The following is a 22,320-nucleotide window of genomic DNA, read 5'->3' as shown; positions in this document are numbered from 1 at the left end:
ACCGCGGTGTCCCATTCGGTCTGCGGCGGCGGGCTCCGCGACATCTCCCGCGGGTAGGCTTTGCCTGATCAGGCAAACTCGGCGGGGACGAGGCATGGGCGGGGTCGAGAGAACGCGGGGTGGCGGGGCTGAGCGGGCGACCTCGCGGGATGTCGCCCGGCTTGCCGGGGTGTCGCACACGGCCGTGTCCTTCGTCTTCAACGGGCGTGCCCAGGGCAACCTCTCCGCTGAGACGCAGGAGAAGATCCGCAAGGCGGCCGAACAGCTCGGCTACCGGCCGAACGCGGTCGCCCGTGGCCTGCGCCGGAGTCGTACCGCCGTGATCGGTCTGGTCACGGACGAGATCGCCACCTCGCCGTTCGCCGGGCGGCTGCTGCGCGGGGCCATGGACATGGCGTGGAGCAGTGAGCACCTGGTACTCACCGTCGACTCCGGACAGGACCCCGTCGCCGAGGACGCGGCTGTCGCCGAACTGCTCGACCGGAGGGTCGACGGGATCATCTACGCCGCGCTGTCGTTGCGCCGCGCCCGAGTCCCGGAAGGGCTGCACCGCACGTTCGCCGTGCTCGCCAACTGTCTCCCCGAGGACGGCTCCCTCCCGGCCGTCATCCCCGCCGAGCGGGCCGGTGGCCGTAGCGCCGCGCGCCTCCTGATCGACGCGGGCCACCGCCGTGTCGCCCTGGTGGGCGGTCTGGACGACATCGCGACCGCGGAACGGCTGCGCGGCTTCCGGGACGTGCTGCGGACGGTGGGGCTGACCGCCGAGAAGGACTGGATCCTGCGGACGGGAGGGGAGATCGCCGCCGGGTACCAGGGCGCGCTGCGGCTGCTGGACGGTGTTCCCGCCGACCGGCGGCCCACGGGGATCGTCTGTTACAACGACCGGGTCGCCGCGGGGGTCCTCCACGCCGCCGCGCGCCTGGGCCTCGACGTGCCCGCCGAACTGTCCGTCGTCGGCTATGACGACCAGGAACACATGGCGGCTTTCCTCAACCCGCCCCTCACCACGGTCGCTCTGCCCCATCGCGCGATGGGAGAGACGGCCGTCCGCCTGCTCCTGGACGCCATCGACAGCGGGACCGCGCCGCCGGTCACCACCCGGCGGCTGGAGTGCGCCGTCGTCACGCGGGGTTCGGTGGGACCAGCTCCCAGCCCGTGACCTCGACGTCCTTCCCCGGCACGGTCAGCTCCGCGATGTCGTCGTCCCGTCGGTACACCCGTTCCGTCGCCGTCGCCCGGTCACCCGCGAACAGTTCCAGCAGGGAGCCGTCCACGAGGATCCGTACGGTCAGGGTCTCGCCCGGCGGGGTCGGCAGGACCAGGGGGGCCGTGCCGTCCGGGCGGGAGCGTGGCCAGGCCGTGCGGTCCAGGGTCACCGTGCCGGACGCCGGGTCGAGTCGCACGGTCAGTTCGGCCCCGGACGTGGCCCGCAGCAGACTCACGGTCGCCGCTGAACGGGCAGTCACCAGCAGGTCGTACGCGAGGGGGAGTGACCGGTGCGTTCCTGGTGCGGCCGTGAACGGGACGGCCGCTCGCAGTAGTTCGAGCTCCGGAGCCGGTACGACCCGTAGCGTGCCGTCCTCGTGGGTGTCCATCACCCTGGGTGCCGTGAGGACGCCGGACCAGCCCGCGCGGTCCACCTCCTCGGGCGGCCGTGACTCCCAGGACCAGCCCCAGAGCAGGGCGCGGCCGGACTCCGTGTCCTGGAAGACCGAGGGGGCGTAGAAGTCACGGCCGAGGTCCAGCGGGCCGCCGCCCGTACCCGCCGCGAACCTCGGTCCACCGTCCGCCTGCTCCACCAGACGCCCCGTGATGTACGCGGTGCTCAGCGGGTCGCCGTCCCACAGAGCCACTGCCAGCACCCAGTCGCCCCCGGGGGTCGCCCACAACTGCGGGCACTCCCAGCCGATCGCCCGCTTGCCGAAGGCGCGGGCCGCCGCCGGGTCCCGGCCGTCCAGCAGGACCCCGGCGAACCGCCAGTCGTACAGGTCCTCACAGTCGTACACCAGGACGGACGGGGTGCCGTCGGCGTGGCCGGCGCCCATCAGCGCCCAGCGGCGTCCGGCGAAGCGGAAGACGAAAGGGTCCCGGAACATCGTCACGTCCAGGCCGGGTGGTGGGCCGGCGACCACCGGCACCGGCAGTTGCGTCCACTTCTGGAGGCCGTCGTCCTCGGCCACGGCGAGACAGATCGCGCTCAGGCCCTGGTGGTCGTGGTCGATCCCGGAGTACACCGCTGTCGGTACACCACCGTCGTCCACCACGCAGCCGGACCAGCAGCCCGCCTCGTCCGGGCCGTCGGGCGTGGGGCGCAGGGCGATCCCGTGGTCGTCCCAGTGGGCGAGGTCGGGGCTGGAAGCGTGGCCCCAGTGAACGTTCGTGTGTACGGGGGCGTCGGGGTTGTGCTGGTAGAAGACGTGGTATCGATCGCCCCAGCGGAACGGGCCGTTCGGGTCGTTCATCCAGTTGGCCGGCGGGCGGACCCTGAAACGCGGGCTGTTGGCGTCGGTCGACCGGCTCACGGAACTCAACGATTGACTCCTGCGGATGTGATGCCCTCGCGCAGAGGGCGCTGGCCGACGACGAACACGGCGACGGCGGGGATCATGGAGAGGACGACTCCGGCGAGGACGACGGAGATCGAGCCGGTGCCGAGGTTGCCCTGGAGGGAGACCAGGCCCAGGGGCAGCGTGAGGTTCTCGGTGGAGGTTTCGAGGATCAGCGGCCGGAAGAACTCGTTCCAGTGGTAGTTGAAGGCCAGCACGCCGACGATGGCGAGACCGGGGGCCGCCAGGGGGGCGTACACCGACCGGAAGACGCGCCACGGACCCGCGCCGTCGATCATCGCCGCCTCGCCCAGGTCCTTGGGCATACCCATGAAGTACTGGCGCATCAGGAAGGTGCCGAAGGCCGTCGGGAAGGCCGGGACGATGAGCCCGAGCAGGGTGTCGGTCAGACCCATCGTCTTCAGTTCCAGGAAGACCGGGACCATCGTGACCTGCAACGGCACCATCATCGTGGCCAGGACCAGCGCGAACAGCGGCTTCTTGAAGCGGAATTCGAGGCGGGCGAAGGCATAGCCCGCCAGGCCCGCGGTGATCATCTGGCCGGCCGCGATCAGCGCGGTCACCAGGGTGGAGTTCAGTGCGTACAGCCAGACGTCGATCTGGTCGAAGACCCCGCGGTAGGCGTCGACGGTGGGGTCCGTGGGGATGATCTTCGGCGGCAGGTCGAAGGACTCCGCCGGCGTGCGCAGTGACGTCGACACCGTCCAGATGACCGGGCCGAGCGTCAGCAGGGCGCACAGCGCCAGGCCTGCGATCCGGCCCCAGGGCGCCAGTCCGTGCCGTACGCGGGAGGCGGTGGGGCTCGTGCGGGGACCCGGCATCGAACCCGATGCCGGACCCGATACCGAACCCGAGAGGGAACTCGTACTCATCTGACTCACCCGGCTCACTGGTAGTGGACGTAACGCCGGCTGAGCCGGAACTGGAGTGCGGTGACCGTCATGATCAGGGCGAAGAGCAGGACGCCGACGGCGGACGCCTCGCCGAAGCGGAGCTGCTCGAAGGCCGTCTCGTAGATGACCATCACGACCGTGCGCGTCGAGTCGCCGGGACCGCCCGCCGTGAGGACGTACGGCTGCTCGAAGACCTGGAGGGCGTTGATGATGCCGACCACGGACGCCACCAGCAGCGTGGGCGACAGCAGCGGCAGGGTGATGGCGAGGTGTTTGCGCACCCCGCTCGCGCCGTCCAGCGAAGCCGCCTCGTGCACCTCTTTCGGGATGTTGTTCAGGCCGCCGACGAACAGCAGGAACGAGAAGCCGAACTGCTGCCAGACGTACGCCAGGACCACGGCCGCCATCGCCCCGTTCTCCGAGGTCAGCCAGGGGACCGAGGGGATACCGACCGTGCCCAGCAACCAGTTCACGGGGCCGAAGTCCTGGTTGAACAGGTACTTCATCACCACCGAGATGGACGCGGCGGACAGCACCAGCGGGAAGAAGAACGCCGAACGGAACACGGACCGCAGCCACTTGGGCATCCGGCCGTTCACCGCGATCGCCAGCACGAGCGCGATCAGCAACTGGAGTGCGACCGCGAGCACCATGAAGACGAGCGTGTTGCGGAAGGAGACGAGGACCGTCGAATCGGTAAGGATCTCCCGGTAGTTGGCCGCTCCGGCCCACCGCGGGTCGTCGATCACATCCCACTGGAAGAGGCTGAGGACGACCGAGCCGACGATCGGTACGACCGTGAAGACGACGATGCCGACGACGGTGGGTGCGAGGAACAGTACGGCGAGGAGGCGGGTGCCCTGGGTGCGGATGGTGGTGGCGGCCGTGGACTCGGATGCCTTACGGGTCTGACCGGTCCTGCGGTTCCTGCGGCTCCTGCGGGTGCGGGCGGGCTCCGGCCCCACGGGCCTGATCTCGGTGTTCGTCACACGTCACGCTCCATGGCCTTCTCCAGGTCCCCCTGCAGCCGGCGCAGCGCGGGACGCACCGCGCCGGGGCTCGCAAGGGCGGTTCCGGTGTGCTTGATCAGCAGCTGCTCGACCTCGTTGACCTGCGGCGGGGCCGGGATCGGGCCGGTGGTGGGGATCTTGTCGAGGGTGTCGTAGAAGACCTGCCAGTGGGCCGGTCCGGTCTCCCGGTAGCGGGCCTCGTCGACCATGGAGCGGCGGGCCGGAGTGGTCTGGTTGGCCGCGAAGAGCTGGGTCATCACGTCCTTGCGGGCGGTGTACTTGATGAACTCCCAGGCCTCGTCCCGCAACTTCGACGTGCGCAGCATCGCGTACCCGGCGGCGCCGAACTGGTGACGCCGGGTGCGCCAGCGCGGGAAGTACCGCACGTCGTAGTCGGCCGGTTTCATGCCCGCCTGCTGCAGGCCGCCCGCCCAGAAGCCGCCCGCGGGCGTGACACCGACGCGGCCGGTGGAGAAGACGCCGACGAGGTTGCGGCCGTCGCCGCCCTCCGGCCGGGTGCACAGGTCCTCCTGGACGAGGGAGGAGAGGTAGTCGTAGACCTCCGCGACGCGGTCGGAGTCGGCCAGGGGTGTCGTCCAGCGGTAGCCGCCGCCCCGGCCGCGCCGCTGTGCCTCGGGATAGAAGGAGTTCCAGAGCCAGTCGCCGCCGGGGGCCTTGGACTCGGTGAGGAGGTTGGTGTCGTTGGCGAAGAGCCAGGGGACCACTCCGCCCCACAGCCGGTTGGTCCAGAAGTACGGGGTGAACCGGTCGCCGTTGCTGCGTTTCATCGCTCGCAGCAGCGTGGTGAAGTCGTCGTGGGTCCAGTCGTCGTCGGGGAGGTCGGCACCCGCGCGTTCGAGGACCCGGCTGTTGAGGTACATGTCGGCGGCGTTGAACTCGACCGGCAGCTGGTAGAGGCTCCCCTCGTACATCATCGACTCGACCAGCGAGGGATGGACGTCGGCGAAGTACGTGCGCAGCTCGGCCGCGTCCCGCTTCGCCCACCTGTCCAGCGGTACGCCGAGCCGCTGGGCGAAGAGCTGCACGCCCTCGGTGGCGACGTACACGAGGTCGGGTGCCGTGCCCGCGGCGATCTGGGTGAGGATCTTGGAGAAGAAGTCCGACCAGTCGTAGGCCTGTACGGGGTTGATGCGGATCCTGATGTCGGGGTGGACCTCGCGGAATCCGTCGCGCAGGGCGCGCTGCGCCTCGGGGTTGAAGGCGGAGCCCAGGGTGGCGATGACGAGCGAGCCGTCGTCGCGGCCGGGGATGTCGGCGGCGGTGAGGCGGTCCCAGCCGGCCGCGACACCGGCGAGAGCGGCGGCTCCGGCGCCGTACGCGCCGTAGCGCATCAGGGCCCGTCGGGAGAGGAGCGAGTCGGTCATCGGCGAGCCTAACTCGTGTTAGCCGAAGTCGGATTCCACGATGATGAGAACCCCGCTGCGGCCCTGTCAAGGGATGTGCGCGGATGGGAAATGCGGATGGGAAGTTGCGAACGGCCGGTGCGCGAGGGCTTGACCTTTAACGAGTTAGGTATACGGTTCCGGATCACGTGAGCCGCATCCCGACAACGACGTCGGGGAAGGGAGCCGCACGATGCGTGGCATGAAGAGGAGTTCGCTCGGCCCAGGGGAGACACTGTCCAGGCGGTCGCTGCTGACGGCCTCGGCCGTCGGCGCCGCCGGTGTTCTGCTGCCGGACCTCGTGAGACCGGCGGTGGCGGTGCCCCGCGAGGCGACCGCCGCGTGCACGGGCAGCTACCGCGCCGAGTACCACTTCACGGTCCCCGACCAGTGGATGAACGACCCGCAGCGCCCGGTCTGGATCGACGGCGAGTACCACTACTACTACCTCTACAACCCCGACTACTCGACCGGCGGCACGACGGCCGGCACCGCCTGGTGCCTGGCCACCAGCACCGACCTCGTCTCCTTCACCGACCGGGGCATCGCCGTGCCCAAGGACACGACTTCCAACGGCGATGTCTGGTCCGGCTCGGCCGTGATCGACACCGGCAACACCGCGGGCTTCGGCGCGGGCGCCGTGATCGTCCTCGCCACCATGGCGCCCGACGACGTCACCCAGGCCCAGTACCTGTACTACTCGACGGACGACGGTCGCACCTTCACGAACGACGGCACCGCCCCGGTCCTCCCCAACCCCGGCGTACGGGACTTCCGCGACCCCAAGGTGATCCGCGACGAGGAACACGGGCGGTGGGTGATGCTGCTCGCCGAGAACGACAAAGTCGGCTTCTACCACTCCGCCGACTTCAAGGCGTGGACGTACGTCGGCGGCTTCATCAAGGGCGGCATCGGCGTCCTGGAGTGCCCCGACCTGTTCCGGATCAGGGCGGACGACGGGACCTGGAAGTGGGTGCTGGGCGTCAGCGCCAACGGCAAGGGCTCCGGGCTGCCGAGCACGTTCGCGTACTGGACGGGTTCCTTCGACGGTACGACCTTCACCGCCGACGCGTCCGATCCCCAGTGGCTGGACCACGGCTGGGACTGGTACGCGGCGGTCACCTTCGACAAACGTGACGCGAGCGGGGTCCTGGACCCTGACGCGCGGTATGCGATCGGCTGGATGAACCACTGGGACTACGCGAACACCACGCCCACCATCGAGTGCGACGGCTTCAACGGCACCGACTCGATCGTCCGCGAGGTACGACTGAAGCACGCGTCGGGTACGTATTACCTGGCGTCCCAGCCGGTGGCGGCCCTGGACGACCATGTGTCGCGCACGGTGGACCTCGGCGACATCGCGGTCGAGGGCACACGACCGCTCGACTACACGGGTACCGCGTACGAGCTGACCTGTGAGATCACCTGGGACCAACTGGTGGGCGCCGGGCTCCAGTTGCGGCGGTCGTCGGACGGTGGGCGGCACATCGACGCGGGGGTCTACGGCGACTACGCCTTCGTCAATCGCGGTTACACCGTGAGCCCCGACACCTCCGGCCGCTGGCAGGAGAGCCGCACGCCGTTCGACCTGTCCGCCGGCACGGTCCGCCTGCGGATCCTCGTCGACCGCACGTCCGTCGAGATGTTCGTCGGCGACGGCCGGTACGTGCACTCGACCGAGGCCTTCCCCGACCCGTCCGACACCGCACTGGCGCTGTTCACGATCGACGGGCAGGCGGTGTTCCGGAACGTGGTGATCCGGGAGTTCACGGTCTGATCCGACGGGGAGGTGGCCGGGGCGGGCCGAGAGGCTGCCGACGACCGGCGCGCCAGGGCTCTCTATACCGAGGCAAGCCAGACATCGGCACCGCGGAAACGGGCACGAGATTCCACGCCCGCACATGTGGTGGAGCCTCGCCTGTCGGTAGGGGAATCCGCCGCGGGCGAGTTCGAGAGGTCCTATCCAGCTGGCGAGATCACTCTCGACGCCGTCGGTCTTGCCCCTTGCGGCCTCATTGAGGCCGCGTTGAGGCCACAAGGACAGGAACAGACCGACAAGGCTTCCGAAGCATCGGCAGAGGCTAACCGCTCTGAACTGCAAAAACGTCTTGCTTGAGCGTTGATCGACAAGGCCCGCCAAGATCCCCAAAGGACTCATAATCCGTCGGCCGTGGGTTCGAGTCCCACCCGCCCCACCATGCACCCCTGTGACCTGCGGAAACGTCTCATCTGGGGTGCGGATTCAGGGCGTTGGTCCACGGGGCTGAATCCGCTGCTCGTGAGTTCGACTTCGTTGCCATCAGCGTTAGTTGCGGCCACTTTGACCTGCGCAGACGTGTCAGCCCACGGCTGGAGGATGGCGTCGTGGGTGGGTTGTGCGAGCGTCTGGACGTCGAATTCTGGACGCTGGCTGGACGCGAGGATCCGGAAGTGCTGCCCAGGGACTTTCGAGTGGGCGGGCCTGCCGGGCCGGCGGGGCACGGACGCAGTCCGAATGGCGTGCGGTCCGAGTTGGGACGCGAAACAGCCCGTACTGGAAACGGCCCAGAGAGGACCGACAGGCGGGGCGGGAGCGGCCGGGCTGGGTGGCTCCCGCACATACAGCCGCCGGTCTTTCTGCTCATCCCGTTCCTCCCGGGGCAGCGACGCCTACCGCTGAGGCGAGACGTGGTCCGCTGCCCACGGCCGCCGAGCGCGTGCTGCTGGTGATCGCCGACGACGTGACGTGGTTCGACAAGGCCGACGTGGCCGTCGTCGGGTTCGTCGTACGGCGCGTCGCGGACGCTCCGATGTCGAGCACGACCTTGCCCGACAGCGCGGCGGCGGGAAAGCTCCCGGTAGGGAGGCGGCGGGATGCTCACCACGACCCGGTCACCGGCGCGGGCCGCCTCCTCGGGTGTCGCGGCGCGGGCTCGCCGGCCGAGCTCGGCCACTGTCTCTGCCAGGGTCTCGGGACCGCGGGATTTGGACAGTAGGACATCGGCCGACCGCGATCGCGAGCCGGGCGAGGTTCGTGACGAACGACGGCCTGCTGCGCCCCGATCTCACCGCCGAGGATCTGGTTCTGTTCAGCGGCTTCCTGGGCCAGGCCGCCCTGACGACCGGCGACAGCCATCCGGGCCAGGGGCGCCGCCTCCTGCGCATCTCCCTCGACCGCCTCAGCAGCCGCAACACCGCACCCCTACGAGTCTCGGTGACAGGGAGTACAGCTCTCACCGCAGCGGGCGCTGTTCGCATGAAGACGCCGGATCAAGAAGAGGAGACCGACCTCTTGCGCGAGGTCAGGCCGGCGCCGTTCGCCGACGATCCGGCCGTCAGCCAGCTAGGAGAAGTTCACGGCCTGCACCGGGATCTTGTTCCCGAAGTGTCACCTGCTGACCACCAGGTGACCGCCACTCGCCGGGCGCTGTGTCGGATCCCAGGAAACGATGGGAGACGTCACCGCTCGCAACCAGCCGCTGACACGCCGCGCGAAACACCCGAACCGCCCTGGAAGGACATGTCATGACCGCGACCGCGCCCAAGGCTCCGACTGCACCAGGGGTGCGGTCCTGGTGGGGGATCCCGTACGCCACCGCCGAGCGGTATCGCCGCCCCGTGGTCGCGGACTTCGATCCAGACCGACCCTATGACCGCAAGGGCGTCGTCTCTGTCCAGCCCGACAGCGGCGACTGGCTCGAAGCGGACAGCGGGATGGGCGAGGACTGCCTGAACCTGAACGTGTGGGCTCCCGAGCAGTCTGCTGGCAAGGCGCTTCCGGTGGCCGTGTACATCCATGGCGGCGGATTCGAGTTCGGCGCGAACACGCAGACCACCTCGAACGCCGCCGGTCTCGCCGCGTCGGGGCGCGTGGTGGGTGTGTCGGTCAACTACCGGCTCGGCGCCCTGGGCGCGCTCTCGCTCTCGCATCACGGCGGCGCCCTGGCTGAGGCCAGCAACCTCTTCCTCCAGGACGTCATCGCCGCGCTGACCTGGATCCAGTGGAACATCGCCGACTTCGGCGGCGATCCCGACCAGGTCACGGTCTATGGCCACAGCGCCGGCGCCTACTCCACCTTCGGTCTGCTCGGCGCCTCCTCCGCCGACGGCCTGTACCGGCGACTGGCCGGGTTCTCCGGCGGGCCCGCTCGTAGCGTCCCGGCCTGGTGGGCCGAGGAGCTCGCGCACCTGTTCGTCACCGAACTCGGCGTAGCGGACAACCCGGAGAAGCTGCTCGACCTCGACACGACCTCCCTGAGGGACGCCCTGCGCAAGGTCGCCCCGACGGACCTCGGAGTCCGCGGCGGGGTGGACAACAAGGCCACCGGCGTCGTCCTGGACATCGGGCAGCCCGGCGCGGTGGTGCACGCCCATCCCATGGACGTCCTCGCCTCGGGCGCGCACCGTGATGTCGACGTGCTGCTGAGCATGGCCAGTGACGACATGGGTTGGTGGGTGGCGAACGACCTCGACCGTTTCGACCCGCACACCCTCGACCGCGTCGTCGACGAGGTCGCGGGGTGGCGTATTTCCCGCTCCCGCGCCAAGAAGATCGTCGACGCCTACGACCAGGGCGGCCGTACCCCGGCCGAGGTCCGCGCCGCGGTCATGGCGGACTACCTCTTCGCGCTCCCGGCCGCTCGCGGCGCCCTGGCGCACGCCGCCGCGGGCGGCAACGCCCATCTCCTGATGATCGGGCCCGCCGAGGGCGCGCCCGCGGTGCACGGCACCGAGATGTACGCCCTGGTCGGCCAGGAACAGCCGGGCCGCAGCGCCGAACAGGCCGAGCGTGACACGCGGATCCGCGACATCGTGCTCGACTTCGCCACCGGTGAGCAGACCAGGCTGTGGCCCGCCGTCACGGACAAACCCACCTCGGAAAGCGTCGGCAACCCGCCCTTCGAGGCCACCGCCCACTACCAGCAGGCCCTCGACCTGTGGGAGGGCATCGACCGCCCCTGACGGTCACCGCGCGATCCCGAGATGCAGAACGGCGCAGGGGCACCACTGACTGATCACCCGGGCACCTGTGCCTGGAGCCCCGGCTCCGCCTTCACATTCCCGCGGGACGAACAGAACAAGGAGCTCGGCATGAGCCAATCGACAGCAACCGGCGGCGCCGCACCGGCGACGATGCGGGCCGTCGTCGTCACCCGGCCCGGCGGCCTCGACGCACTGGAGATCAAGGATGTGCCGGTGCCCGTCCGCAAGCCCGGCTGGGTGCGGATCAAGGTCAAGGCGTTCGGCGTCAACGAGTCCGAGGTCACCACCCGCAAGGGCGAGTCGGACGCGGTGGTCACCTACCCGCGCGTGCCCGGCATCGAGGGCGTCGGCGTGGTCGACGAGGCCGACGAGGACAGCGGGCTGCGGCCAGGACAGCAGGTGGCCACGATGATGGGCGGCATGGGCCGCTCGTACGACGGCGCGTACGCCCAGTACCTCACCGTCCCCGCCGGGCAGGTCATCCCGTTCGAGACCAGCCTGCCGTGGGACGTCGTCGGCGCGCTGCCCGAGATGTTCCAGACCGCCTACGGATCCCTGACCCGCGGCCTGGACCTCAAAGCCGGGCAGACGCTGCTGATCCGCGGTGGCACCTCCACGGTCGGGCTGAGCGCGGCCACCATCGCGAAGGACCTCGGCGCCACCGTCATCTCCACCACCCGCAGCCCCGGCCGGGCCGGGGAACTGCGGGCCGCGGGCGTCGACCATCCCCTGGTCGACAACGGCACCCTCGCCGACCAGGTGCGCGAGCTGATCCCCGACGGCGTCGACGCCGCCCTGGAACTGGTCGGCTGCTCGGTCCTCCCCGACACCCTGCGCACCGTCCGCCGGCACGGCACCGTCTGCTTCACCGGAGCCCTGGCAGGCCAGTGGTCCATCCCGGACTTCACCCCGTTCATGATCCCCTTCGGAGTACGCCTGACCTCCTACGGCGGTCAGGCCAGCGACCTCCCGGCCGACGTCTTCGCCCACCAGCTCCAGGCCATCGCCGCCGGACGCCTCAACGTCCCGGTCGCGAAGGTCTACCACGGCCTGGAACAAGTCCGAGACGCCCAGGCCGACCTCGAATCCGGCACCACGCCGGGCAAGCACGTCGTCGTCCTGGACGACTGAAAGAAACACATCCCCTGGTTCGCCGACAGGCACCGGCCGGGGCATGCACAAAGAAAGGGAGGACGCCGTGGGCGTCAACAAGGAAGAAGTCAGCAAGACCCTCATCGAGCTGGAGAAGTCGTACAACGAACGCTTCAGCGTCGGCGACCCGGGCGGCTACCTGGACGGCTTCGCGGACGAGGTGAGCTACTTCGACCCGATCCTCGAGAACATCGTCGTCGGCAAGGAGAAGACCGTCGCGTGGCTGTCGTCCATCTACTCCAACCCGCACATCGTGCGCAGCGAGTACCTCAACCCGACGGTCCACGTCGGCGACAGCGGCGACTTCGCCGTCCTGGCTTACAACCTGAAGACCTACGTGCTCGACGAGGACGGCAACGAGAAGCAGCGGCGCGCCTGGAACGCCACGCACGGCTACCGGCTCATCGACGGCCAGTGGCTCATCGTGCACTCCAACTGGGCGTTCTCCCAGACCGTGACCGAAAGGACCGCCTCCTGACCGCGGCGCAGCCTGTGGTCCCCAGCCTGACCGGGTTCCTCCGGCATGGCGAGCGGGGCCGCCTGTGCCGCCGGCATCCGGCCAGTGGTCGTCCCAGCCGCACCGATCAGCTCCGAGACACGCCCCGCGACACCAGCGCACCCGAATGACCGAACGTCAGGATCCCATGATCACCGACACCGCAACCGACGCCTACAGCTCCTTCACCGTGACCGACCTGGAATCGACCCGCACCTTCTACCACGACGTACTCGGGCTGCAAGTCGAAGACCGGGACGCGATGCTCACCATCCGCCTCCCCGGCGGTGCGAGCACCGTCGCGTACGCCTCCCGCAACCACCAACCAGCACGATTCACCATCCTCAACATCGTCGTCCCTGACCTCCCCAGTACTGTCGCGGACCTCACCCGACGCGGCGTGGATTTCGAGCACTATGAGGGAGTGCAGATCGACTCAGACGGGATCTACCGCGCCAACGGCCCCTGGTTCGCCTGGTTCACCGACCCCTCAGGCAACGTTCTTGCCGTCTGCGAACGCGACCTCCGCACGGCCGGCGCGAGGCGTACCGGCTGATCGACGGCGAGTGGCACGTCGGGCACTCCCACCGGGCGTTCACGCAGACCGCGAAGGCAGCTATCTCCTCCTGACGGGCAAGGCGCCTCCGCCGGGTTTGCGTCACGCGCCGGTCCTCGCCTCGCGGGCAGCGAAGGCGGCCGGGGTGAGACCGGTGCGGTCGCGGAAGAAGCGGCCGAAGTTCGCGGGGTCGGTGAAGCCGAGGTGGGCGGCCACGGCCCGGGCGTCCCATCGGGCACCTCCCAGCAGGCGCCGGGCTTCCAAGAGGCGCCGCTCGTCGATGAGTTCACGTATCCCCTTGCCGGTGACGTCCCGGGCCGCGCGGCTCAGAGTGCGGACCGAACAGCCGAGCAGCTCGGCGTAGTCCGTGGCTTTGTGCAGCTCCCGGAAGTGCAGTTCCAGGGCGTCCAGGAAGCGTCCGTACCGGTCGGTGCGGCCCGCGCCGGCCGTGGCCGTACCGATGGAGGCGATGCCCGGGATGTTGGCCAGGCGCAGCAGCAGCGATTCGAGCAGGCTGCGGCGCAGAGCGTGGTGGATGTCGAGGGGGCGGCGCCCGAGTGCGCGGTGTTCGTCCAGGAGCTGGAGTGCTGTCTGCTGGAGCCAGGCGGCGTCATCGGCTTGCGGGCTCAGCACGGCCGGGGCGTCGTGCGCGGTGAGCGGGGCCAGCAGACGGGCGATGTCGGGCCGCAGCACGTCCGGTTCGAACAGGATGAACGGGCCGCGGGCGGAGCCGGGCGGATGCCAGCACAGCGTGTGCCCGGGGCGCACCCACAGCCACTTGCCGGGGGCGACGGTCCGCGTGACGTGGTCGACGTCGTGCCGCAGCTCGCCCTCGGTGACGGCGATGAGGTAGTGGAAGGTGGCGCGGACCGGACGGGGCGGGCTCCACGGCCAGTCGTCGTGCTGGGCGAAGAAGTCCTCGATGGTGTTCACCTCAAGGCCGTACGGGGTGCCGACCGGGGGCTGGAAACCGTACAGCGGAACCGCGGCCGGTTCAGCCCGTCCGCTTGGGCTGGGGTGTCGCTTGTCGACCATCATGTGTCCGCAGTCTACCGCTCCTTATGTCGGTTTCGGGGAGAGAGTGGGAGGCGCCGCCACGACCGCGCGGCGCGCCACTCGCGTCATGGGGTGCCCAGCCCGCGCTCACCCGATGAAGGAAACGTTCATGAACGAAACGACCCTGCACAAGACCGCCGCCGCCTGCGCCGAGGAGCTTCCCGGAGCCCAGCTGGAGCATCCCTTCGGCCCCGACTGGGAGGTCTTCAAGGTGCGCGGCAAGGTGTTCATGCTGATGACCGAAGTCCCGGGGCGTCCCGTCGTGATCCTCAAGGCGGACCCCGGCGAGGCCCACGCCCTGCGGGAGCAGTACAGCCACATCACCCCCGGCTACCACATGAACAAGAAGCACTGGATCACCCTGGAGAGCGGAGAAGGCGTCGACCAGGAGCTCGTCAGGGAGCTTGTCACCGACTCCTACCGGCTCGTCGTCGCCCGCCTGCCCAGGGCCGAGCGGCCTGTCGACCCGCACACCTACGGCACCGGCGCACGGGCGGCCCGGTGAGCGCGGCCGCGGGCAAGGTGTTCCTGATCGTCACCGACGACCCGGACGAACAGATCATCACGGTCAAGTGCGACCCCGAACACGCCCGCGCGCACGTACGCGGCTACGCCTCGATCACACCGGGCCGCTACCTCGACAAACGCCACTGGATCTCGCTCGGTCCTGGCCCCGGCATCACCGAGCGGCTGATCACCGACGCGGTCGAGAATTCCTACGACCTGGTCGCCGAGCGACTGCCGCGACGCGACCGCCCCGGTGCCCGATGAGTTCCGCGAGCTTCCCCACGAGCGGCTGAGCCGACGTCTGTCAGTGTCCCGTGCAAGGCTCGCCACGTCCGCACACGTCCGCCTCCGACCCGAGAGACCGATGGAACCGACCGAAGCGACCATGCCGCTCTTCGACGAGGAGCCCGCCCGGCCCCTCGCCGACCGCCTGCGCCCCACCCGGCTGGAAGATGTCGTCGGGCAGGACCACCTCCTTGCCCGGGACGCCCCGCTGGGCCGCATGGTCGCCCAGCAGCGCCTCGGCTCCGCCGTCCTGTGGGGCCCGCCCGGCGTCGGGAAGACGACCATCGCCCGGCTCCTCGCGGACGCCGCCAACCTGGCCTTCGAGCCGGTGTCGGCCACCTTCTCCGGCGTGGCCGATCTGCGCAAGGTCTTCGCCGCCGCACGAAGCCGACGCGGCATCGGCCAGGGCACCCTGCTGTTCGTCGACGAGATCCACCGCTTCAACCGCGCCCAGCAGGACAGCTTCCTGCCCTACGTCGAGGACGGCACAGTCACCCTGATCGGCGCCACCACGGAGAACCCGAGCTTCGAACTCAACGGCGCCCTTCTCTCCCGCACCCAGGTCCTCGTCCTCAAACGCCTCGACGAAGCCGCACTGTCCACGCTCCTCGACCGCGCCGAGCAGCTCACCGGCCACCATCTGCCCCTGGACGACGACGCCCGCCGCGCCCTGATCGCTATGGCCGACGGCGACGGCCGCTACCTCCTCAACATGGCCGAACAGCTCCAAGCCCTCCCGGACACCGAAACCACCCTGGACACCGCCGGGCTCGCCCATCACATCCAGCAGCGGGCCCCGCTGTACGACAAGGCGCAGGAGGGCCACTACAACCTGATCTCCGCGCTGCACAAGTCGATGCGCGGCTCCGACCCGGACGCAGCCCTGTACTGGCTCGCCCGCATGCTCGACGGCGGCGAGGACCCGCTGTTCGTCGCCCGCCGCCTGGTCCGCTTCGCGAACGAGGACATCGGCATTGCCGACCCGCACGCCGTCCAGCAGGCCCTCGCCGCCTGGGACGTGTACGAGCGACTCGGCTCCCCCGAGGGTGAGTTGGCGATCGCCCAGGCCGTCGTCTACCTAGCCACCGCCCCCAAGTCCATCACCGTCTACCGCGGCTTCAACGCAGCACACCGATCAGCCCGGCACACCGGCTCACTCATGCCGCCCGCCCACATCCTCAACGCCCCGACCCGGCTGATGAAAGACCTCGGCTACGGCAAGGACTACCAGTACGACCCGGACACAGCCGACGGCTTCTCCGGTGACGACTACTTCCCCGACGACATGGACCGCGAGACGTACTACCAGCCCACCCGCAACGGCTACGAAGCCCAGATCACCGAGCGCCTGCGCCACTGGGCCGCTCTGCGTGCCCGCCGGCAACGCGGCTGACCGGCCGCCGCCCGCGACGTCCTTTCCGAAGGAGAGAACAGATGGCAGGCCGGACAGCAGCAGACTTTTCGATGGTGTCCCGCCGAGTGGTGTAGCAGCGATCTCTGCATAGCCCCTGGTCATGGGGCGGCCATCGCGCAACTCTCCGAGTAGCGAAGCTCGTTGAGTGAGAGGTGACACGATGGCCTTGTCCCAGCATGACTTACTCCGCCTGATGGAGTCACTGCGTACGGCGGACGGAATCGAGTTGATCAGGGTCCTGGCCCAGCGGTCCTGCAGGAACTCATCGAGGCCGAGGCCATACCGCCTCGGGTAGGCGGTCGGCGAGAGGCTTGACGCCCGTCCGTGCGACCGCGCGGACTCTACTGCCTGAGGTCGATCATGCGGACCGGCTGCCCCGTCGTGCGAGCAATGGTTTCGAAGTCGCGGTCGAAGTGGAGCAGGGTGAGGCCTGCTTCTTCCGCGGCGGCGGCCACCAGGAGATCGACGGGGCCCGCACTGCGGTGTTCCCCTTTGGTGGCCAGTTGTTCCTGGACGATGCGGGAGCGGCGGTAGATGCCGTCAGGCATGGGGCACCACACGTAGTGGGCGTCGAGTGCAGCCTTCAGTCGCGCGCGGTCCGCGGCTGAGCGGGCCGAGTAGAGGACCTCGAGTTCGGTGATGTCGCAGATCGCGACGAGGCCGGCGCCGATCCTGTCGTCCCACTCAGTTGTGGTCTGGCGGAGCAGGAGGCGGGCGACGGCGGAGGTGTCGATGAGGTAGTCGGCGACGGTCACGGCCGGTACTGGTTCTTGTTCAGGAGAATGTCGATGTCCAGGGCTCCGTCGGTCACCAGTTGCCGGGCGTCTTCGAGTGCGCGCAGGCGCCGGTAGCGGGCGGTGACCTCGCGCAGGGCGGTGTTGATGGTGTCGCGCTTGGTGGTGGTGCCGAGTTCCTTGGCGGCTTCTTCCAGTGCCTCGTCGTCGAGGTCGATCACGGTGCGACTCAAGATGGCCTCCTCATGCACACTGCGGTGTATATCAATATACATGATCGATTGTATATTGATGGGTTTCGTCCACCCAGGGCGGGTTCGCGCGGTGGACGGAACAGGTCACGGCGGCCACGCGAGCGGCGAAGGAGCAGGAGTCGGTGACGTCCTCGAGGCTCAGTGCGTCGAGTCGCCCGCCAAGGTGTCCGAGGGCGGCGAGGCGGTAAAGCAGGCCCGCGGTGAAGGAGTCCCCGGCGCCGGCGGTGTCCACGAATTCCACGGCCGGGGCTGGGACGGTGACGCGGAGGCCGTGGAGGGAGGCAAGGGCGCCGCGCCCGCCGAAGGTGATGACGACGAGGCGCGCGCCGACGGCATGCCAGGTGTCGCACGCCTCCTCAGGGCCGACGCCGGGCAGGAGCAGCGCGAGGTCGTCCTCGCTGAGGCGAAGGATGTCGGCGAGGGCGCACCAGCGGGGAAGGCGTTCGCGGTAGACGGAGGGCGGTACGAGCAGGGGCCGGACGTTGGGGTCGATGGACACGGTGACGTGCTCGCGCGCCCTGGCGAGATTGGCTTCGATGCGGCTGCCACCGGGCTGCTGCATCAGCGCCAGGGAGCCGGTGTGCAGGCAGGCCGCATCGTCCAGCCGGGCGCCGGCGAGTTTGTCGTCGGTCCATTGCCAGTCGGCGGCGCTGTCGGCATGGAACGTGTAGGTGGCCTGGCCGGAGTCGTCGAGGTCGGCGACGGCGAGGGGAGGGTGCTGGGCTCGGGGTGGCGGTCACGCTGCCGGTCAGGTCGACGCCGGAGAAGACGTCGTGGGAGAACCGCCCGAGGAAACGTGTCCGGGTACCGAGCCGGGCGAGGGCGACGGCGGTGTTGGCGGGGCCGCCACCGGGCAGGGCGCGCAGCACGAGTTCATCGGAGCTGGACCGGGCGGGGTCGGTGAAGGCGTCGGTGACGCACTCGCCGAGGACGGTGACGCTGCTGGGGGCCTGCCTGGGGTCGGGCCTTGGTGGTTGTTTGCCTCTCTCGGGACGAGCGCGGGGGCGAAGGGCACCGGGGGCGGTGGCCCGATGCGGCCCACGGGTAGGTATTGACATGCCGCTCAAGACGGACGTAACTTCCCTGCCACACGGAAGTAACGCGCGTTATTAAAGCGCGAAACCGGAGGTGCTGTCTCGCCTCCGGACGGCCGAAAGGGACTGGAAGTGGCCACGAACAAGACGCAGCGCGTGACCATGAGCGATGTGGCGCGCCACGCGGGTGTCTCGCGGACCACCGTCTCCTTCGTCCTCAACGACAAGCCCGGCGCCGCCATCCCCGAGGAGACCCGTCGGCGGATCCTGGAGGCGATCGACGAGCTCGGCTACCGGCCCAACGCCGGGGCGCGGGCGCTGGCCGCGAACCGCAGCGGGTGGTTCGGGCTGATCACCGAGATCGTGACCGGCCCGTTCGCGGGGGAGGTGATCACGGGCGCGCAGAGCCGCGCCTGGGGCGAGCGGAGGTTCCTGCTGATCGCCGCGAGCGAGGGCGACCCCGCCCAGGAGGCTGCCGCGCTCGACCAGATGCTGGAGCACCGCGTGGAAGGGCTCCTGTACGCCACGACCTGGCACCGTGCCGTCACGCTCCCCAAGGCCGCCCGGGAGGTGCCGACGGTGCTCGTCAACTGCTACGACGCCGAAGGGGAGCTGCCGTGCATCCTGCCCGACGAGGTGTCGGGCGGATACAAGGCGACCCGCCGGCTCCTGGGCGCCGGTCACACCCGCATCGGGTTGATCAACCTCGACCCGGCGATCCCGGCCGCCATCGGCAGGCGCGAGGGGTACGAGCGTGCCCTGCGCGAGGCCGGGATCACCCCCGACCCCTCCCTCGTCGTCCCCGGCTGGGCGACCGCCGACGGCGCCTATGACGCCGCCTGCGAACTCCTTGACCGCCCGGCAGGCGACCGGCCGACCGCGCTGTTCTGCGGAAACGACCGGATGGCGATGGGCGCGTACGACGCGATCAAGGAACGTGGACTGCGCATCCCGCACGACGTGGCCGTGGTGGGGTTCGACAACCAGGAACTCATCGCCGCCTATCTGCGGCCGAAGCTGACGACGCTCGCCCTGCCCTTCGAGGCCATGGGCACCAAGGGCATCGACATGCTCGCCGCTCTCGCAGCTGGGCAGCCGCTCGACACCCATCGGGTGATGATCGACTGCCCGCTGCTCGAACGCTCGTCGGTCTGACCGCTAATCAGTCCGCCGAGGAATCCCATCCCCGTCTTCGCCCTGTGTGTTGAAGAGAGGAAAAGAGTCTCCATTATGGCACCCTCCCGCATATCTTCACGGCGGCCACGAGCCGTCCTGAGAGCGGTCACCGCGACCGGCGCCGCGGCCCTGGTCCTGTCCGCCTGTACGGGTGGCTCGGGCGCCGCCGGCGCCGGTGACACCTCCGGCAACCAGCTGCTCACCATCCCGCGTGAGGATCTGGCGACGTTCACGCGCAATTTCAACCCGCTCTCCCCGCAGGCCGCCCCCATGACCAAGGAGGCCGTCTACGAGCCGCTGGTCGTGCACAGCATGGCGGACGCCAAGGACACGCCGTGGCTCGCGACCAAGTGGGATCAGGCCAAGGACGGCAAGTCCCTCACCTTCACGCTGCGCGAGGGCGTCAAGTGGTCGGACGGCCAGGCACTCACCGCCGACGACGTCGTCTACACCTTCGAGCTCCAGAAGAAGGTGCTGGGCGGCTACGACTACCTCGACAAGGTCACCGCGGTCGACGCGCACACGGTGAAGTTCTCCTTCAACAAGGCGTTCTCGCCCGCCTTCTACGAGATCGGCGGCCACTACATCCTGCCGAAGCACATCTGGTCAAAGGTGAAGGACCCGGCGAGGTTCACCAACCCGAACCCGGTCGGCACCGGCCCGTACGCCAAGATCGAGAAATTTCAGAGCCAGTCGTACGAGCTGCGCAAGAACCCCGACTACTGGCAGCCCGCGAAGCAGCAGATCGCCGGCATCCGGATGCTCGCCTTCTCCGGCAACGACAGCGCCAACATCGCCTTCACCAACGGCGAGGTGGACTGGACACAGTCGTTCATCCCGGACATCGAGAAGTCCTTCGTCGCCAAGGACAAGAAGCACAACCACTACTGGTTCCCGGCCACCGGCGCCATGATCAACTGGCAGCTGAACACCGCCAAGGCCCCCTTCGACGACCCGGCCGTGCGCAAGGCGCTCAGCATGGCCGTCGACCGCGACCAGATCACCAAGGTCGCGATGAACGGCTACGCCGAACCCGCCGACTGCACGGGTCTGGCCCGTACGTACGACAAGTGGCGCGACAAGGACCTCGCCGCGTCCTGCGCCTGGACGAAGTACGCCACCGACGCGGCGGCCAAGGCCCTCGATGCGGCCGGCTACAAGGAGAGCGGCGGCAAGCGCAAGCTGAAGAACGGCAAGAACTTCACGCTCGACATCTCCGTCGGCTCCGCCTCCTCCGACTGGATCTCGGTCGCCAACATCATCAAGCAGGACCTGGCGAAGGTCGGCATCACCGCCACCGTGAAGACCCCCGACTGGTCGGCGGCCTCGTCCTCGTACAACACCGGCACCTTCGACACCGGCATCGTGTGGAGCAACAACGGCGCCACACCGTACGAGTACTTCCGTGGCGTGATGTCGACCAAGATGGTGCAGCCGGTCGGCAAGCAGGCCACGGAGAACTACCACCGCTTCGGTGACAAGAAGGCCGACAAGCTCATCGACGCTTTCGCCGCCGCCACGAGCGAGAGCGCCCAGCGCAAGCAGGTCGACGGTCTGCAGGAGCTGTACGACAAGGACGCACCCGTCGTCCCGCTGTTCACCGGCCCCGAGTGGGGCGCGTACACGGACGCCCGCTTCACCGGCTGGCCCACCGAGGAGAACCCGTACGCCACCCTCGGCAACCGCAACGGCAGCACGGTCCTCGTGCTCACGTCGCTGAAGCCCGTCAAGGGCTGACGCCGCCCGCGCGGACCGGCGGCCGCCCTCCTCCCGGGCGGCCGTCCCCGCGCACCGAGCCACACGTTCACCCCCCCCACTGACAGGGAGCACGACCCGTGCGTCTGATCCTGCGCAACCTGGGGTTCTATCTGCTCGCCTTCTGGGCCTCCGTCACCCTGAACTTCGTTCTCCCGCGCTTCATGCCGGGCGACCCGGTCTCGCGGATGTTCGCGCAGGCCCAGGGCACGATGCAGCCCGACCAGATAGCCCAGCTGCGAAAACTCTTCGGCCTCGACGACCGCCCCCTCTGGGAGCAGTACGTCTCCTACGTCAAAAGCGTCTTCACCGGAGACCTCGGCATCTCCATCACGCGCTTCCCCACCCCGGTCTCCGAGGTGATCGGCTCGCAGATCGGCTGGACCCTGCTGCTCGGCGGCGTCGCGCTCGTCATCGCGGCCGTCGTCGGCAACCTGCTCGGCATCGTCGCCGCCTGGCGGCGCGGCGGCGTCCTCGACTCCGCCTTCCCGCCCCTGCTGATCTTCGTCGGCTCGTTCCCGTACTTCTGGCTGGCCATGGGCGCGCTGTACCTGTTCGGGGTGAGCCTGAACTGGTTCCCGCTGCGGCACGCCTACGACGTCGGACTGACCCCCGGCTTCAACGGCGAGTTCCTCTCCAACGTCGGTACCCACCTGGTGCTGCCGGCGCTGACCATCGTGCTGGTCTCCATCGGCGGCTGGATGCTCGGCATGCGCAACACCATGATCGCCACGGCGGCCGAGGACTACATCACCATGGCCGAGGCGAAGGGGCTCAGTCCCTCGCGGATCATGTTCCGCTACGCAGCCCGCAACGCCCTGCTGCCCTCCGTCACCAACTTCGGCATGGCACTCGGCTTCGTCGTCGGCGGCGCGCTGCTCACCGAGGTCGTGTTCGCCTACCCCGGCATCGGCTACCAGCTGCTGATGGCCGTCCAGGGCCTGGACTACCCGCTGATGCAGGGCATCTTCCTGACGATCACGGCGGCGGTACTGATCGCGAACTTCCTCGTCGACCTCGTCTACGTCCGCCTCGACCCGCGCGTCCGCGTCCGCTGAGGAGG

General features: G+C 69.2%; 21 protein-coding genes and 1 pseudogene. 13 read left to right on the top strand and 9 right to left on the bottom strand.

Annotated features, from left to right (window positions below; all coding sequences use genetic code 11):
* The first annotated feature begins 94 nt into the window (after positions 1-94).
* The gene (locus OHA64_RS15295; protein ID WP_405613211.1) at positions 95-1,159 is read left to right on the top strand and encodes a LacI family DNA-binding transcriptional regulator; all 1,065 of its coding nucleotides are present in this window, start codon (positions 95-97) and stop codon (positions 1,157-1,159) included.
* On the opposite strand, the gene OHA64_RS15290 is transcribed toward OHA64_RS15295, so the two are convergent.
* The 4 genes from OHA64_RS15290 to OHA64_RS15275 all read right to left on the bottom strand — a co-directional run bounded on the left by OHA64_RS15290 (position 1,122) and on the right by OHA64_RS15275 (position 5,855).
* Positions 1,122-2,522 (bottom strand): glycoside hydrolase family 32 protein, encoded by a 1,401-nt coding sequence (locus OHA64_RS15290; RefSeq protein ID WP_405613209.1) that lies wholly within the window; start codon positions 2,520-2,522, stop codon positions 1,122-1,124. The genes OHA64_RS15295 and OHA64_RS15290 overlap by 38 nt on opposite strands.
* 5 nt (positions 2,523-2,527) lie before the next feature.
* Positions 2,528-3,388 (bottom strand): carbohydrate ABC transporter permease, encoded by an 861-nt coding sequence (locus OHA64_RS15285; RefSeq protein WP_307182528.1) that lies wholly within the window; start codon positions 3,386-3,388, stop codon positions 2,528-2,530.
* A gap of 65 nt (positions 3,389-3,453) precedes the next feature.
* Positions 3,454-4,332, bottom strand: a complete 879-nt coding sequence (locus tag OHA64_RS15280) for a carbohydrate ABC transporter permease (protein ID WP_405623983.1) — start codon at positions 4,330-4,332, stop codon at positions 3,454-3,456.
* 113 nt (positions 4,333-4,445) lie between these two features.
* Entirely contained in the window at positions 4,446-5,855 is a 1,410-nt protein-coding gene (locus OHA64_RS15275; protein WP_405613207.1) for an ABC transporter substrate-binding protein, read from the bottom strand.
* Between the two features lie 220 nt (positions 5,856-6,075).
* Between OHA64_RS15275 and OHA64_RS15270 the strand changes: the two genes are divergently transcribed.
* The gene (locus OHA64_RS15270; protein ID WP_405613205.1) at positions 6,076-7,653 is read left to right on the top strand and encodes a glycoside hydrolase family 32 protein; all 1,578 of its coding nucleotides are present in this window, start codon (positions 6,076-6,078) and stop codon (positions 7,651-7,653) included.
* 448 nt (positions 7,654-8,101) lie between these two features.
* Here the strand turns inward: OHA64_RS15270 and OHA64_RS15265 are convergent, their stop codons facing one another.
* Positions 8,102-8,809 (bottom strand): hypothetical protein, encoded by a 708-nt coding sequence (locus tag OHA64_RS15265; RefSeq protein WP_405613203.1) that lies wholly within the window; start codon positions 8,807-8,809, stop codon positions 8,102-8,104.
* Positions 8,810-8,889: 80 nt separating this feature from the next.
* Between OHA64_RS15265 and OHA64_RS15260 the strand changes: the two genes are divergently transcribed.
* From OHA64_RS15260 to OHA64_RS15240, 5 genes are all read left to right on the top strand, one after another.
* Positions 8,890-9,384: a hypothetical protein gene (locus OHA64_RS15260; protein ID WP_405613201.1), complete on the top strand. Its 495-nt coding sequence runs from the start codon at positions 8,890-8,892 to the stop codon at positions 9,382-9,384.
* Positions 9,381-10,817 carry a carboxylesterase family protein gene (locus OHA64_RS15255; protein WP_405613199.1) on the top strand — a complete coding sequence of 479 codons (1,437 nt, stop codon included), beginning with the start codon at positions 9,381-9,383 and terminating at the stop codon, positions 10,815-10,817. Before OHA64_RS15260 ends, OHA64_RS15255 begins: the two co-directional genes overlap by 4 nt.
* Positions 10,818-10,946: 129 nt before the next feature.
* Entirely contained in the window at positions 10,947-11,969 is a 1,023-nt protein-coding gene (locus tag OHA64_RS15250) for an alcohol dehydrogenase catalytic domain-containing protein (protein WP_405613197.1), read from the top strand.
* A 43-nt stretch (positions 11,970-12,012) separates the two neighbouring features.
* Positions 12,013-12,468, top strand: a complete 456-nt coding sequence (locus OHA64_RS15245) for a nuclear transport factor 2 family protein (protein WP_280866959.1) — start codon at positions 12,013-12,015, stop codon at positions 12,466-12,468.
* 145 nt (positions 12,469-12,613) lie between these two features.
* Entirely contained in the window at positions 12,614-13,042 is a 429-nt protein-coding gene (locus OHA64_RS15240; RefSeq protein WP_359066449.1) for a VOC family protein, read from the top strand.
* A gap of 102 nt (positions 13,043-13,144) precedes the next feature.
* On the opposite strand, the gene OHA64_RS15235 is transcribed toward OHA64_RS15240, so the two are convergent.
* Positions 13,145-14,080, bottom strand: coding sequence for a helix-turn-helix domain-containing protein (locus tag OHA64_RS15235; protein WP_405613194.1), 936 nt, complete (start codon positions 14,078-14,080; stop codon positions 13,145-13,147).
* Positions 14,081-14,207: 127 nt separating this feature from the next.
* Here OHA64_RS15235 and OHA64_RS15230 point away from each other — a divergent pair, with 127 nt between their 5' ends.
* The 3 genes from OHA64_RS15230 to OHA64_RS15220 all read left to right on the top strand — a co-directional run bounded on the left by OHA64_RS15230 (position 14,208) and on the right by OHA64_RS15220 (position 16,283).
* The gene (locus OHA64_RS15230; RefSeq protein ID WP_405613192.1) at positions 14,208-14,603 is read left to right on the top strand and encodes an MmcQ/YjbR family DNA-binding protein; all 396 of its coding nucleotides are present in this window, start codon (positions 14,208-14,210) and stop codon (positions 14,601-14,603) included.
* The gene (locus OHA64_RS15225) at positions 14,600-14,869 is read left to right on the top strand and encodes an MmcQ/YjbR family DNA-binding protein (RefSeq protein ID WP_405613190.1); all 270 of its coding nucleotides are present in this window, start codon (positions 14,600-14,602) and stop codon (positions 14,867-14,869) included. The genes OHA64_RS15230 and OHA64_RS15225 overlap by 4 nt, the downstream gene beginning before the upstream one ends.
* A 100-nt stretch (positions 14,870-14,969) precedes the next feature.
* On the top strand, positions 14,970-16,283 hold the full coding sequence (locus tag OHA64_RS15220; protein ID WP_405613188.1) for a replication-associated recombination protein A: 1,314 nt from the start codon (positions 14,970-14,972) through the stop codon (positions 16,281-16,283).
* Positions 16,284-16,645: 362 nt separating this feature from the next.
* Here OHA64_RS15220 and OHA64_RS15215 read toward each other — a convergent pair whose 3' ends face one another.
* The 3 genes and pseudogenes from OHA64_RS15215 to OHA64_RS15205 all read right to left on the bottom strand — a co-directional run.
* Positions 16,646-17,059 carry a PIN domain nuclease gene (locus OHA64_RS15215; RefSeq protein ID WP_405613186.1) on the bottom strand — a complete coding sequence of 138 codons (414 nt, stop codon included), beginning with the start codon at positions 17,057-17,059 and terminating at the stop codon, positions 16,646-16,648.
* Positions 17,056-17,271, bottom strand: a complete 216-nt coding sequence (locus OHA64_RS15210; RefSeq protein ID WP_031047790.1) for a type II toxin-antitoxin system VapB family antitoxin — start codon at positions 17,269-17,271, stop codon at positions 17,056-17,058. The genes OHA64_RS15215 and OHA64_RS15210 overlap by 4 nt, the downstream gene beginning before the upstream one ends.
* Before the next feature lie 31 nt (positions 17,272-17,302).
* Positions 17,303-18,245 (bottom strand): annotated as a pseudogene (locus tag OHA64_RS15205) (carbohydrate kinase); the annotation flags it as partial.
* Between the two features lie 213 nt (positions 18,246-18,458).
* On the opposite strand from OHA64_RS15205, the gene OHA64_RS15200 reads away from it, so the two are divergent.
* The 3 genes from OHA64_RS15200 to OHA64_RS15190 all read left to right on the top strand — a co-directional run bounded on the left by OHA64_RS15200 (position 18,459) and on the right by OHA64_RS15190 (position 22,315).
* Positions 18,459-19,481 (top strand): LacI family DNA-binding transcriptional regulator, encoded by a 1,023-nt coding sequence (locus OHA64_RS15200; RefSeq protein WP_405613183.1) that lies wholly within the window; start codon positions 18,459-18,461, stop codon positions 19,479-19,481.
* 75 nt (positions 19,482-19,556) lie between these two features.
* Positions 19,557-21,239, top strand: a complete 1,683-nt coding sequence (locus OHA64_RS15195) for an ABC transporter substrate-binding protein (RefSeq protein WP_405613181.1) — start codon at positions 19,557-19,559, stop codon at positions 21,237-21,239.
* Positions 21,240-21,337: 98 nt separating this feature from the next.
* Entirely contained in the window at positions 21,338-22,315 is a 978-nt protein-coding gene (locus tag OHA64_RS15190) for an ABC transporter permease (RefSeq protein WP_405613179.1), read from the top strand.
* The last annotated feature ends 5 nt before the right edge of the window (positions 22,316-22,320 follow it).

This window comes from Streptomyces sp. NBC_00076 (genome assembly GCF_045041235.1).
GTDB lineage: Bacteria > Actinomycetota > Actinomycetes > Streptomycetales > Streptomycetaceae > Streptomyces.
Note: the sequence above shows the minus strand (reverse complement) of the source record. Positions and strands in the feature narration are given on the sequence as shown.

Coding starts and splice junctions, on each gene's coding strand:
- OHA64_RS15275 (WP_405613207.1), bottom strand. CDS start 5,855: ATGACCGACTCGCTCCTCTCCCGACGGGCCCTGATGCGCTACGGCGCG.
- OHA64_RS15220 (WP_405613188.1), top strand. CDS start 14,970: ATGGAACCGACCGAAGCGACCATGCCGCTCTTCGACGAGGAGCCCGCC.
- OHA64_RS15255 (WP_405613199.1), top strand. CDS start 9,381: ATGACCGCGACCGCGCCCAAGGCTCCGACTGCACCAGGGGTGCGGTCC.
- OHA64_RS15270 (WP_405613205.1), top strand. CDS start 6,076: ATGAAGAGGAGTTCGCTCGGCCCAGGGGAGACACTGTCCAGGCGGTCG.
- OHA64_RS15235 (WP_405613194.1), bottom strand. CDS start 14,080: ATGATGGTCGACAAGCGACACCCCAGCCCAAGCGGACGGGCTGAACCG.
- OHA64_RS15245 (WP_280866959.1), top strand. CDS start 12,013: ATGCACAAAGAAAGGGAGGACGCCGTGGGCGTCAACAAGGAAGAAGTC.
- OHA64_RS15295 (WP_405613211.1), top strand. CDS start 95: ATGGGCGGGGTCGAGAGAACGCGGGGTGGCGGGGCTGAGCGGGCGACC.
- OHA64_RS15240 (WP_359066449.1), top strand. CDS start 12,614: ATGACCGAACGTCAGGATCCCATGATCACCGACACCGCAACCGACGCC.
- OHA64_RS15285 (WP_307182528.1), bottom strand. CDS start 3,388: ATGCCGGGTCCCCGCACGAGCCCCACCGCCTCCCGCGTACGGCACGGA.
- OHA64_RS15250 (WP_405613197.1), top strand. CDS start 10,947: ATGAGCCAATCGACAGCAACCGGCGGCGCCGCACCGGCGACGATGCGG.
- OHA64_RS15195 (WP_405613181.1), top strand. CDS start 19,557: ATGGCACCCTCCCGCATATCTTCACGGCGGCCACGAGCCGTCCTGAGA.
- OHA64_RS15230 (WP_405613192.1), top strand. CDS start 14,208: ATGAACGAAACGACCCTGCACAAGACCGCCGCCGCCTGCGCCGAGGAG.